This window comes from Winogradskyella arenosi, assembly GCF_003337305.1.
Lineage (GTDB): Bacteria > Bacteroidota > Bacteroidia > Flavobacteriales > Flavobacteriaceae > Winogradskyella > Winogradskyella arenosi.
The window spans coordinates 422260-435812 of record NZ_QPJO01000001.1 but is presented as its reverse complement, the minus strand read 5'-3'; the positions used below and the strand labels follow the sequence as shown (position 1 = coordinate 435812).

Annotated in this window: 12 protein-coding genes; all 12 read left to right on the top strand. The window is 29.4% G+C overall.

The features are described 5' to 3' along the window. Position 1: 1 nt before the first annotated feature. The 12 genes from DFQ08_RS01795 to DFQ08_RS01740 all read left to right on the top strand — a co-directional run bounded on the left by DFQ08_RS01795 (position 2) and on the right by DFQ08_RS01740 (position 13551). On the top strand, positions 2–1159 hold the full coding sequence (locus tag DFQ08_RS01795) for an MATE family efflux transporter (RefSeq protein WP_114308082.1): 1158 nt from the start codon (positions 2–4) through the stop codon (positions 1157–1159). A gap of 11 nt (positions 1160–1170) precedes the next feature. Then, entirely contained in the window at positions 1171–2409 is a 1239-nt protein-coding gene (locus DFQ08_RS01790) for a hypothetical protein (protein ID WP_114308081.1), read from the top strand. Next, positions 2406–3506, top strand: coding sequence for a glycosyltransferase family 4 protein (locus DFQ08_RS01785; protein WP_114308080.1), 1101 nt, complete (start codon positions 2406–2408; stop codon positions 3504–3506). Before DFQ08_RS01790 ends, DFQ08_RS01785 begins: the two co-directional genes overlap by 4 nt. Next, positions 3503–4537, top strand: coding sequence for a CapA family protein (locus DFQ08_RS01780; RefSeq protein WP_114308079.1), 1035 nt, complete (start codon positions 3503–3505; stop codon positions 4535–4537). The genes DFQ08_RS01785 and DFQ08_RS01780 overlap by 4 nt, the downstream gene beginning before the upstream one ends. 3 nt (positions 4538–4540) lie before the next feature. Next, positions 4541–4981 carry a serine O-acetyltransferase gene (locus DFQ08_RS01775; protein ID WP_114308078.1) on the top strand — a complete coding sequence of 147 codons (441 nt, stop codon included), beginning with the start codon at positions 4541–4543 and terminating at the stop codon, positions 4979–4981. A 13-nt stretch (positions 4982–4994) separates the two neighbouring features. Next, a complete protein-coding gene (locus tag DFQ08_RS01770; RefSeq protein ID WP_147269429.1) occupies positions 4995–5885 on the top strand; it encodes an SGNH/GDSL hydrolase family protein in 891 nt (296 codons plus the stop codon). After that, complete coding sequence (locus DFQ08_RS01765) at positions 5882–7081, top strand: O-antigen ligase family protein (protein ID WP_114308076.1); 1200 nt, start codon at positions 5882–5884, stop codon at positions 7079–7081. Before DFQ08_RS01770 ends, DFQ08_RS01765 begins: the two co-directional genes overlap by 4 nt. Then, complete coding sequence (locus DFQ08_RS01760) at positions 7078–8424, top strand: phenylacetate--CoA ligase family protein (RefSeq protein WP_114308075.1); 1347 nt, start codon at positions 7078–7080, stop codon at positions 8422–8424. Before DFQ08_RS01765 ends, DFQ08_RS01760 begins: the two co-directional genes overlap by 4 nt. Before the next feature lie 293 nt (positions 8425–8717). Beyond that, complete coding sequence (locus DFQ08_RS01755) at positions 8718–9872, top strand: delta-aminolevulinic acid dehydratase (RefSeq protein ID WP_114308074.1); 1155 nt, start codon at positions 8718–8720, stop codon at positions 9870–9872. Further along, positions 9865–10599 (top strand): WecB/TagA/CpsF family glycosyltransferase, encoded by a 735-nt coding sequence (locus tag DFQ08_RS01750; protein WP_114308073.1) that lies wholly within the window; start codon positions 9865–9867, stop codon positions 10597–10599. The genes DFQ08_RS01755 and DFQ08_RS01750 overlap by 8 nt, the downstream gene beginning before the upstream one ends. A gap of 103 nt (positions 10600–10702) precedes the next feature. Then, on the top strand, positions 10703–12058 hold the full coding sequence (locus DFQ08_RS01745) for an exopolysaccharide biosynthesis polyprenyl glycosylphosphotransferase (RefSeq protein ID WP_114308072.1): 1356 nt from the start codon (positions 10703–10705) through the stop codon (positions 12056–12058). A gap of 83 nt (positions 12059–12141) precedes the next feature. Continuing rightward, complete coding sequence (locus tag DFQ08_RS01740; RefSeq protein WP_114308071.1) at positions 12142–13551, top strand: exopolysaccharide biosynthesis polyprenyl glycosylphosphotransferase; 1410 nt, start codon at positions 12142–12144, stop codon at positions 13549–13551. The last annotated feature ends 2 nt before the right edge of the window (positions 13552–13553 follow it).

Here is a 13553-nt window from a genome sequence, read left to right as displayed (position 1 = left end):
TTTGAAAAAATATTTTTTTTATGGCAGTTCAATATTATTTAGTAGAGGTTTAGAATACTTAATACTTCTAATAGCTCCATTATATCTTACAAAAGAAAATTATGGAAGCTTAGAGTTCTATAAAAAAATAATTGAACTTGGTGCGGCTATTCTAACTTTTGGATTACCTACATTAATATTAAGTTATCCTAAAAGTAATGAGAGTAAGGTATACTTCACATTTATATCCTTATTGTTTATTACTGGTTTATCTATAATAACAGCGCCATTTCTTAATCTTTTTAATTACTTATTTTTATTAATACCCATATATTTTCATTCCATTTTTTTTAATAATGGTATTATACCTCCCTTTATATTAACGCATAAAGGGAGTAACTATGCTTCCATTTATAAGGCTGTAATTTCATTATTGTTTTATAGCATTGTACTTATAACTATTCTATATTCTAAAGAACCCGATTTTGCATTTGTATATGTAAGTTACTTGTTATTACCTCTGTTATTCTGCTATACCATCTTTTATGTTTATAAGAATAATATCATTTTTCATACTTTAAAACGGTATTGGTTTATTTTTAAAAAACTAATTATTAGTTCGTTAACTATTGTTGTGAGTAATTTTGCTAATATGATGTTTTTGTATACAGATATATTGATCATCAAATTATTATCAAATACTGCAGATATTGAAATTGCGAATTATAGTTTTTCATTAAATATAGCCAATGCACTTATTATTATTCCTTTAACTTTAGTTCAGGTTGATATTGAAAAGCTAAAGAAGCAAATAGACTATTTTAAAGTACTTAGAAAGAAAATTTTGTATTTAGTGGCTAGTATGACTTTGATTTTGGTTATGGTGTTTCTTTTTTTAACACATTATTACTTTGAGAATTATAGCTCCGTACTATATGTGTTTTTAATAATTATAGCAGCTAAATTTATCCAAGCTATTTCAGTTTCATACGGAGCAGTAGTCCTAATTAAAAAGTTATTTTCACAGAATTTAACCATTAACCTTTCTGCCTTAATTGCTAACGTTATTCTAAGTTATTTCTTATACCATGAATTTGGCTTGATAGGAATCGCTCTTTCAAGTTTAATGAGTTTAATTCTTAGGTTTATATTGTTGGTGAGAATAAATAACAGGATTTGATTTATAATTAGATGAAATTAAAATTAAAATATTTTAATGATTTCACTTTACTGATACCTCTTATTATGGTCTTTGTAGGTGAAATTGTGTCTTACATTTATCCATTTTTATCTTCACCAATAAAGGTATTAACCTGTGTGATGTTAATTTTTCCGATTTGGTTAAAAATAAAAATACCAAGTAAGCTGCTTTTTGCACTATTGGTTTTTATCTTTTTCTTTATAATTGCTTTTACTAAATCTTTTAATTATAAGGCAGCATTAGAAGATGGTATTAGGTATTTTTTTCCAATAGCAGTACTGTTATATGGGTATTACAACAAACATAAGCTTAATCTTTTTGTAGGATTTATTATCATATTTACCCTCCTTAATTTTTTAGTCCAATTAAATAATTATTATTACTATTATATTGATCCACAACGGCAATGGTTTTATATAAGGTATTTCATAGAAAGTCAAAATAAAACAATCTATTGGCCAGCCAAAACTTTTGGTGTACTCAGAGCTACAGGACTGGTCATCTTTTTTGGAGCATTTGGAATTTTGAATTTTATGGCGTTTTGGCTTACCTATTACTATTATTTTGGTAGGTATAGAAAACTATGCTTAGTAATCTTTTCACTAGGTGTGTTTATTAGTACATCGTTTAAAACTATAGGCTTCTTTTTAATAACGTTGGTTATTAAGTATTATAAAAAGCTAAAGTATTTACTAATACTACCACCTGTAGCGATATGTCTTTATTTTCTTGTAGGGAGTGAAATACGTGATTCTATAGAGAAATCTATTGAAATAAGATTACGACTTTACGTTACAGAAGGTAATTCTGCAAGATCGGAATCTTATAGAGCTATGTTCAATGAATTTAAAGATTTTAATTTGTTGGGAGAAGGTATTGGAGTTTTTGGTGGGCCGGCATCTACCAAGTATAATTCGCCATATTATGATGAAATAGATTTTAACTGGTATGATACTACCCTTCTAGCGACAACGGATACATACTACCCTCACTTGTTTGTAGAAATGGGAATATTAGGTGGACTATCCTATCTTTTCGTCCTTTTAATCCCTTTAATGTATAGAAGGATGAGATATGATAAACTCGAGATGTTATGTATTGTCTATGGGATGTTATTTTTTGATAGTTTATTTTCTTTTTCTTTAAATAACTTAGTCATGCTAACAATAACCATATTATTTGTTTATCCAATATTGTATAACAAGCAAAAAACCTTATTAGAAGAATGAAGTACACGAAGGTTATTTATTTAGGGATAATACCAAGCCATAAGCGAGAACTTGTAGGCGGGTATGCTACAGCAAATAAGAGAAATATTGAAGAGTATAAAAAACAGAATATCGAAGTTTTAGCTATTCACTACCCAATTTTATATGCCAAGAATCCTGTTCAAATTGTTTTATATCTTTTAAAATGGTTCTTATTTTTTTTTAGATGTGTCAATCATTCTCTTTTTAACTCCTCTAAGGCTACATTAGTACATATTACCCCTCTGTATAAGTATTTTATTTATATCGAGTTTTTTTTGGTTCTAGTCTTCAAAATGTCTAATAAAGATATTTTAACAGATATCAGAGCAGGTTCTTTTATAGATTATTACAATAAAAACACAAGAGTTTATAGATTTTTTATTAGAAAGCTTCTCTCCTTATCTAAGCATATTGCCGTTGAGGGATTGATTTATAAAAATTTTATTATTGAAGATTTAAGTCAAAATAAAGATATTTTATATTACCCTAATTATGTTAAAGATGATCAAATACTGCCAGCTAAGAGAACGTTAATAGATACTGAACCAATTCAGATAATCTATTTTGGAAGAATAACTGAAACTAAAGGAATTTATACAATTCTAAAAACCTTTGAGTTATTACAACAACGTTTTAATATTAAACTAATAGTAATAGGAGGTTTTAATAGTTTAGATTTAAAACAAGATGTAGAACGTTATGCTAATGAGAATTTAATTATTCTACCACCAAAGAGCAAAAGCGAAATAAATAGCTTATTAGAGCACTCTCATTTTTTTATATTTCCATCACTGCACCCGGGAGAAGGTCAATCTAACGCGTTGACGGAGGCTATGGCCTATGGGCTTGTGCCCGTTGTGTCTAACAATGGTTTTAATAAAACGATAGTAGATGATTGTGGTATTGTTCTTAGTAAGGAAGCCTCAGAAGAGGATTATAATAAGGCAATTACACAAGTTATATCCAATAATCAATGGCTAATTCTATCTGAAAAGGCTAAGAATAGAATTATTGATAATTATTCTAATGGTGTGGTATCTAATAATTTCTTTAATTATATAAATCGAAATTTATGAGTTTGTTTTTTTTAGGTGATTTTGTTAATCCGAATGGTAATCTTGAATTCCCCTTACTCAAAAGCTTAATAAAACCACATGACAAATTAATATTGAATTTAGAGGGGCCTATTTTGGATGATAAAGTCCTTAGACCAATAAACCCTCATAAATATAATTTGTATTCAAATAATCATGCCCTAGGTCGTTTTAAAGACTATGATGTTTCATTAATTTTAGCAAACAATCATATAAATGATTTTAAGAGAGGGTTAAACGCTACTATAGACATTCTTGATAATGATAATAAATCTTATTTCGGAACAGATAAAAATCCTTATATAGAATATAAAAACACAGATGATAATCAGAATTACTGTGTATTTGCCTTTAATAGTAAACTAACCTTACCCGTTAGTAATAAAGGAGTAAATTCTATTGATAAAGATAGTCTTGAAAAAGTAAAACGATATAGAGATAAAAATCCTAATACAACAATAATAGTCATATCGCATTGCGGTTTAGAGTTAAGTCCTTATCCTGTACCAGCCGATAGAGACTTATTTAAGAAATTTATTGATTTAGGAGTCGATAGCGTTATTGCTCATCATCCTCATATTGTTCAAGATGTAGAAAAATATAAGGGCAAATATATTTTTTATTCCATAGGAAATTTCGCGATACCTGAAACGGTTTATTTAGGTAAAAAGTTAAATTATAATAACCCACTAACTAATCTTGGCTATATAATTCAATTTGAAAATAAAGAAAATATAAGAGTTCATAGAGTTAAGATGCATCAAGATGAAAATAAAGTGAGCTATGATAAGGAGTTGAATATTGATGAGATGCTAGAAAAGAATCCTTTTAAAGGATTTTCAAATAAGCAATACTTACAATTTTACACAAAAAACAAAAAAGCTTCTAAGTATTACCCTACTTTTGACGCTTACGGTAATTTTTCTTTTACATTAAAGTATAACTATATTTTGCTTACTCAATTTATAAGAACTTTATTAATTAAATCAAAACTATATAATCCATACTCTTAAATAATGCTAAACGCTTATTATTTATATAAACTTAGTCATCAGTTATACAAATGGCATATTCCAATAGTGCCTAAATTAATTAAACTTCTATGTTTTTTACTTTATAATTCTAGTATTCCTTATCAGTGTGAAATAAAAGAAGGAACAAGGTTTGGATACGGTGGAATAGGGGTTGTTTTACATAAAAGAGTTTCTATTGGTCGTCACTGCACAATTGGTACCAATGTCACCATTGGCGGAAAGTCTAAACATTACGAAGTACCTAAAATAGGAGACAATGTATATATTGCGACCGGGGCAAAGGTTTTAGGGCCTATAACAATTGGTAGTAATGTTACTATTGGAGCAAATGCTGTTGTGATCAATGATGTTCCTGATAATGCTATAGTTGCTGGTATTCCTGCAAAAATAATTAAATATCATAGTGAAGAACCTTCCATCTAATAAAATTGTTTTTTTGACAATTCTATCCCTTTTAATTTATCTAGCGATAGATTTTCAATATAAGGCAAAGAATAAGTTCTTTCAATTAAATTATAATTGGGGTGAGATTAAAACAATAGAACGCTTTACGAATGTGAAGTTAGATTCTGTATCCTATGATTATTTGAGGCTTATTGATAATAATACTATAGGAAATGAAAACTTAAGTCCTTATAGTTCATACGCAATAAACGATGACTATTATTTTAGGTGTGTTAGTATATCAAAGGAATCAGATACTATAGAATTTAAAGGAGTATATTGGATCAATACCAAGCCTAGTCAGCAAATAAATATCTCTAATTTTTCTATTGTTAATTTAGAATTGAACCAAAAAGGGAATCATACGGTGTGTATGATTGGAGATTCTCAATTAATATGGTTAGATTTAAAATATCTACGAAAATCGATAAGTCAAAAGTTGGAAGACGTAAAATTTGTTGGTAATAACACGGATGTCTTTGGTTATAAACACTCAGTAAGCCTCTTAAATAATAGTGAAAGGTTATTAAATCAAATTAATCAATTGCCACAATCTGACACCTACATATTATTTTTAGGGGCGCACGAAGAAAAAGTGAAGCAAACTAAAAAGAATTTAAGCTTAATAATAGATAAGCTGTTGAAGCGTAAATCAAAAATTATTTTAGTTTCGCCTCCACATTACAAAGTGTCTAGTTTTGAAAAATTGTATCAAAATATTACATCAGTATATAAAGATTTTGAAAAACATGATAATGTAGAGGTTATTGATTTGAAAGCATTAGCACCTATTAATACTAATATATTTATGGCAGACGGAATACATTTAAATTCGGTAGGTCAAGACATCCTTACTTTAAACTTAACTAATGCACTTAAATGAAGGAAAAAATTGCACCGTTTTTTTATTGGTCTTTGTTTTTATTTGTAATTACTGTGCCATTGCCAAAGTATAGTTTAAACTCTTTAAGCTTAATTTTGTTTGTTATCTCCTGGATTTTATACAATGATTGGACCTGTTGGTTCGATAAATTTAAAAGAAATTGTATTCCAATTATACTGATTTCTTCTCCATTTTGGTTAGGTATATTTAACTCATTTTTTATAGATAATTTCGATTCTAAACTGATAACAAAAAACCTACCTTTTTTAATTTTACCTACAATCATTTTAACTTCATTTAATGAAAAGAAGCTGTTTAATTATGTATTAAAAGTTTTTAGCTTTGGTGTGGTATTAAGCCTATGTATTGGTTTATTAAAAGCATTGTTATTTAAAATATTTGATTTAGGCACCTATTTTTATTACACTGATTTTTCTAAAGTGTTAGAAATGCACACCACCTATATGGCACTTTTTATAGTTATTGCTATATTCTATTTTATTAGAGATATTTTTATTTACAAGATTAATAATCGTTGGGTTAATTACGGCTGTAGCCTCTTTCTAATACTATCTTTATATATTGTAAGTGCTAGAATTAGTTTATTGGTTCTTTTAGTTGGCTCAGTACTATTTTTATTCTTTGAATTGTTTCCATCATTTTCAATTAGTAAAAAAATATTGTCAATAGCAATTGTTACTATTTCAGTGGTAGGACTTATGCTATCTCCAAATTTTCAAAAAAGAAATACACAAAGCTCTACTACCGATTTTAAAGCCCCTAGTTTAAGTACTAGATGGCTTCATTGGGAAGCCGTAGTTCAATCTATTCAAAAAGGAAACTTATGGGTTGGGAGCGGAAGAGAACGAGGAGAAGAATTACTAATAAACGAATACGATATTGTTGGTTTTGAGTCTGGTTTTAGGTATAAATATAACGCTCATAATCAATATTTAGAGCAAACCATATATTATGGAATATTAGGGCTTATTTTTTTAATAGCAACTTTAGTATTTGCCTTGTTTTATGCCATAAAATCTAAAAATACACTGTCTATTATAATTGTAGCTGCGTTTGTAATTTTTATGATTACTGAGTCTATTTTAGTTAGACAAAGAGGAATTATACTCTTTAGTTTATTGATTAGTTTTATCTGTGCTTGTAGTAATAATAGATTAAAAAGTGAATACAAATGAATTCAATTATTAATTTTGTAAAAAAAATAAACACGCAGCTGGATAAATATCCATTGTTTGCTTTTTTAGTATATAAAATCATTCCAGGGAATAGATTCTTATTTGGTAAAACTTATAGGCGCTATTACGATGAAATCAATTTTGATTCCAAAATCAATGATAAAAAACTCTTTAGCATCGTTAATTATACGATTAAAAATGTACCCTACTATGCTAATAAATATTCCAATTTCAACATTGAGAGTAGAGCCGATTTTGAAAATAAAATACAGTTTTTAACAAGAGATAACTTGTTTGAAGATAAACAAGATTTATTATCCGAAAAATTTGATAGTAAAGAATATGAAATAGTAACGACAGGAGGTACCTCTGGTAAACCAAGCCGATTTTATCTCAAAAAAGATAGATTTAAAAAGGAATATGCCTTTTTTCATAAGATATGGGCTACAAGAGGCTATAAAAATCAACTAAGAGGTGTTATTAGAAACACTAAATTAGACGAGAATATAGACTGTAAAATAAACCCGATTACTAAAGAGTTAGTTTTTGATGGATTTCGAAATACAGAAGACTATTTTGAAACTATATACAACACACTTATACAATACAAGATTAATTACCTACAATGCTATCCTTCATCGGCATATCATTTTGCTGTTATAGCTAATAAACGAGGGTGGAATTTAAACTTCATTAAAGGAATTTTTCTGAGTTCAGAAATATTTTTACCGCACCAAAAGGCTTTATTAAAAGACAAACTTAAACTACCTGTTATTTCGGTTTACGGCCATAGCGAAAAACTTGGCTTAGCTGTAGACTTTAAAGGAGAAGGTAGATATAAAGTGTTAAATGATTATGGTTATTTAGAACTGGTTGATAAAAACAGTAATGTGATTACAGAAGTTGGTAAAATTGGAGAAATAGTTACTACGACTTTAGATAATTACGGACAGCCCTTAATACGTTATAAAACAGGTGATTTTTCTTCCTATTATCAATACAACGTTAATAGCGGATCTATTTTGAATGCTATAGAAGGGAGATGGCGAGAAATGAAAATTTTTAATAAAGATGATACCTTTGTTTCTCCAACAGCCTTAAATTTACACAACGAGTTGTATACGCATATTGAAGGACTTCAGTATTATCAGAAAATAAAAGGAGAATTAGAGGTGCTAATAATCCCGAATGACAGTTATAACGATGCGGTAAAAAAGAAACTCATAGAGCATTTTCAAAGTCGATTACATCTGTCAACTAAGATAAAAATTGTGACAGTTAAAAAGTTGATTATGAATTCTAATGGAAAGTTTTTAATCTTAAAATCTGAAGTCAACGGTTAATATTCGATGTCGCTTTTGGTTTTGTGAATCTATTTCTGTTTAAAATTTAATAATAATCCAAATCGTCTATCTCAAAAACAAAACTAGTACAACGGTCCTAGGCTCAATTAACCAGAAATTTCTATTTGTATAAACGCCTGTATTAATAATGAAATAAAGAGCGAGGAATTTTAAATCAATAACAGGTCTAATAAGAGACAATCTAAATATCTTATAGTCTATTATTTATTTTGAACACATGCTAATTGAAGGTAATATTTAATATTTTTGTGCCAAATTGATTTATTAAAATTTTGGATACAAAAACTAGTTTTGAAAATCTTAGAAAATATTGTGAGAAAGAAACATTTAAAGGTTGGGATCCTTATGATGGATTAAATAGTTGGGTGATTCAGAAAACACCACTTGGCAAATCTCGTTTTTTTAGATTGGCATGGATTCAATTGTTTAAACGAAACCCAATAAATTTAAGACCAATATTTGGAATTACAAAAGACTATAATCCAAAAGGATTAGGACTTTTCCTTATGGGCTATTGTAATTTATACAAGAAAGATCCCAATACGACTTATTTAGAAAAGATTATTTTTTTAGCTGAAAAAATTATTAAGCTTCAAACAAAAGGATATTCAGGGGCATGTTGGGGCTATAATTTTGACTGGCAAGCAAGAGCTTTTTTTCAACCTAAATATACACCAACAGTTGTTGCAACAACGTTTATAGCAGATGCATTAATCGAAGCGTATGAGATTACTAAAAACGATAGTTATTTAGATGTCGCTATTAGTGCCTCTAAATTTGTATTGAACGATTTAAATAGGTCTTATAATGATGAAGGAGATTTTACATTTTCTTACTCACCAATAGATAAGACTCAAGTTTATAATGCAGGTTTATTGGGGGCCAAACTTTTAAGTTTAGTCTATAAATACACCAAGGATGATAACTTATTAGTTTGTGCAAAATCGGTAGCCTCTTATGTCTGTAAGAAACAAAATGAAGATGGATCATGGGCTTATGGAACTTTATCTTTTCATCAATGGATTGATAACTTTCACACAGGTTATAATTTGGAGTGCCTAAAAATTTATCAAGACGTCTCGGGTGATTTCACCTTTAGTTCTAATATAGATAAAGGGATGAATTATTATTTGAATACTTTCTTTACTGAGGATGGCATGTCAAAATATTACAACAACCAAACTTATCCTATTGATGTTCATGCGCCAGCGCAACTTGTTGTTACACTTTTTAGAAATCATAAAATTGACCAAAATAAAGAACTTGTTCATCGCGTTTTACAATGGACGATAGATAATATGCAAACCCGAAAAGGATATTTTATTTATCAAAAGCGAAAATTGGTTTCTTCTAAAATCCCATACATTCGCTGGGCACAAGGATGGATGTTTTATGCGCTAAGCTTTTATAATTTAAATGATGAATAGACATAAATTTTTAAATACAGAGGTAGATAACCTCTCCATGGTAGAAACTTTGGATTTGGTAGAGAGATCCATTGATGCTAATCAACAAATTCATCATGTCGTTGTAAATGCTGGGAAGATCGTTGCGATGCAAACAGATTTACAACTCCGACAAAGCGTTAATGAGAGTGATTTAATTAATGCCGATGGGCAAGCCGTTGTGTGGGCCTCTAAAACCCTTGGGAAGCCTTTAAAAGAGCGGGTAGCAGGTATTGATCTTATGGTTAATTTGGTGGAATTAGCGCACAAAAAAAAATATAAAATCTTTTTCTTCGGTGCTAAAGAAGAAATCGTAAAATCTGTAGTTAATAAATATTCGTCAACGTACTCTCCTGATATTATTGCAGGATATAGAAATGGATACTTTAAAAAAGAAGAAGAGCAAGATATAGCAAGGGAAATAGCCCAAAGTGGTGCGAATATGCTTTTCGTAGCAATTAGTTCTCCAACTAAAGAAAACTTTTTATATGATAACAAGGTTTTACTTAAAAACGTCAACTTTATTATGGGTGTAGGAGGGAGCTTCGATGTTGTTTCTGGTAAAGTAAAACGTGCTCCCATTTGGATGCAGAATTACGGTTTAGAATGGTTTTATAGGTTTGCTCAAGAACCTAAGCGGATGTGGAAGCGTTATTTAGTTGGTAATTCAAAATTTATATATTTAGTCCTGAAAGAAAAGTTAACCTAATAGAAGCTTCAAATTAATTGTTCAATAAATATTTTAAGGTGTTGACTTATAAGTTTAGATAGGTTGGCTTACATTTAAAACGTTAGATAATAAAATTTAAGAATTGAGTTTATTCAAACAAGGCCGATATTCCGGATATTTAAGACCTATTTCATACATTATTGATTTAATTATCATTAATGGTGTAGCGGCTTTATACTTATTTAAAAGTAATGACCCAACGGTATTTTTTATTATCATCTCCATAAGTTGGTTTTTATTATCCGTTTACTCTCGTTTTTATGAGGTGTATAGATATACACGTCCCGTAAATATTTTATCCCTTATAGTAAGGCAATACATTCTATTTTTACTCGTTGTTTTTGCCTTTTCGGGCTTGTACCACGAGCTGCTTATATATCCAAAGCCGATTGTCATTTATACCATACTGTGCTTTATACTGATCTCAATTTTTAAGTTCACCATTTATTATCTATTGCAAAAGTATAGAACCTCTTTTGGTGGTAATTATAGAAAAACAGTAATCATAGGGCTGAATAAGAAAACTCTAGCTTTAAATAACTTTTTTAATAAAAATCCAGAATACGGTTATTTGCACAAAAAGACCTTCAACCTGAAACATAAAACAAACACTTTAAAAGAGTGTTTTCAATATGTATTAGCTGAAGATATCGATGAAATTTATTGTTCTATTTCAGAACTTACCAATGGCCAAATTGCAGATATTGTAAATTTCGCTGATAATAATCTTAAGATTTTAAAATTTATTCCAGACAGTAAGGAAATTTATTCCAAAAAACTGCGTTACGAATATTATGATTACATCCCGGTTCTTACGTTAAGAAATATTCCCTTAGAAGATTCAGTAAACACCTTTATAAAACGAGGATTTGATATTCTGTTTTCTTCTTTAGTGATTATATTGATACTCTCATGGTTAACCCCCATTATTGCGATATTAATTAAATTAGAATCTCGGGGAACAGTATTTTTTAAACAAACTAGAAACGGATTTAATTATAAGGAATTTGATTGTTATAAATTTAGGTCAATGATGCCTAATAAAGATGCACATGCTAACCAAGCCACTAGGGGAGACCAAAGGGTTACTAAGGTGGGGAAATTTATCAGAAAAACAAGTATAGATGAATTGCCTCAGTTTTTTAATGTGCTTTTTGGCGATATGTCTGTAGTAGGACCTAGACCACATATGGTGAGTCATACGACGTTATACGCTAAGAAAATTGACAAATTTATGGTGAGACATTTTGTAAAGCCAGGGATTACAGGTTTAGCACAAACAAGTGGATTTAGAGGTGAGGTAGAAACGGATAAAGATATTATAGGCCGTGTGAGATATGATATTTTTTATATCGAAAACTGGTCCTTACTTTTAGATATCAAAATCATCATTCAGACCTTTGTCAATGCCGTAAAAGGAGAAGATAAAGCTTATTAGGCTTAGCGCTAAATCAAATCAATTCCTTTCCAATAGAGATCAGTTAAAAAAACAAAATAACCCTAGAGTAAGGGCAATTAGATATGGAATTTATAAGAGGAAGATATTCATGGCTACTGCGGCCTCTTTTAATGATTTACGATCTTCTTGTTATCAATGTTTTTGCGTTATACCTGCTTAATTTTAACCGTCAAGGGCTTTATTTTTTTTCAATAGAATTCTTAAACAATAAAAATTTCCTTTACCTTTTCTACTCTATTGTATTCTGGTTGCTATCCACACAGTTTTTAAAATTTTATAAAGTCTATAGGTACACTTCCGTACTCAATATTTTATCGCTTATCATAAAACAATTTCTCGTATACGCTATATTGGTATTTGCCTTCGAAGGATTATTTAGAAGTATCAATATAGAAGCCTCTATTACGTTAAAATATCTGTTATTAGTCTTTTTGGCCATCAGTTTTATGAAACTGCTTACGTATTACGTGCTCAAATACTTTAGGGTATACTTAAGCGGAAATCAAAGAAACATCATCTTAATAGGAAGTGGTAATAGCGTTAATGAATTAAAAAAAGTCTTTAAGAAAAAAGATCTAGGATACCATATTAAAGCCATTTTTAGCGACACTAAGAGCAATAAGACTACCGGTACTATAAAAGACAGCTTTAAGTACTTAAAATCGAATACAGACAATATTGATGAGATTTATTGTTCCATTTCAGATTTAACGGAACCCGAAATTAACGAGTATGTCAGGTACGCTAACCTGAACCATTGTAATATTAAGTTTATTCCAGATACCAAAAAGCTCTTTACAAAGCGCTTTAAAACCGATTATTACAATTATATACCGGTCTTGTCTATACAAGATGTAGCTTTGAATAACGACATCAATAAGTTTTTAAAACGTACTTTTGATATTGTGTTTTCCTTACTGATGATTGTTTTTGTACTGTCTTGGGTTTCGGTCATTTTATTCCTATTAATAAAATTAGAATCTAAAGGACCTTTATTCTTTAAACACAAAAGAACAGGGATCAATTACCACCCCTTTACTTGCTACAAGTACCGATCTTTAACTGAAACGAAAGAGCAAAAAGGCACTTATGTAAAAGAAAATGATAAACGACTTACAGTTATTGGTAAATTTATAAGAAGAACTAGTATTGATGAGTTGCCTCAATTTATTAATGTGCTAAAGGGCGATATGTCGGTGGTAGGACCAAGGCCTCATATGCTTTCCTACACTGAAGACTATTCTAAAAAGATTAATAAATACAATTTTATTTTTAGACATAATGTCAAACCAGGAGTCACGGGATTAGCGCAAATTAAAGGTTATAGAGGTGAAATTAAACGCGATAAGGATATTATTAATAGAATTAAATACGATATATTTTATATCGAAAATTGGTCACCGCTCTTAGACTTAAAAATTATTTTCCAGACTTTAATCAATATGATTAAAGGTGACGAAAAGGCGTATTAAAA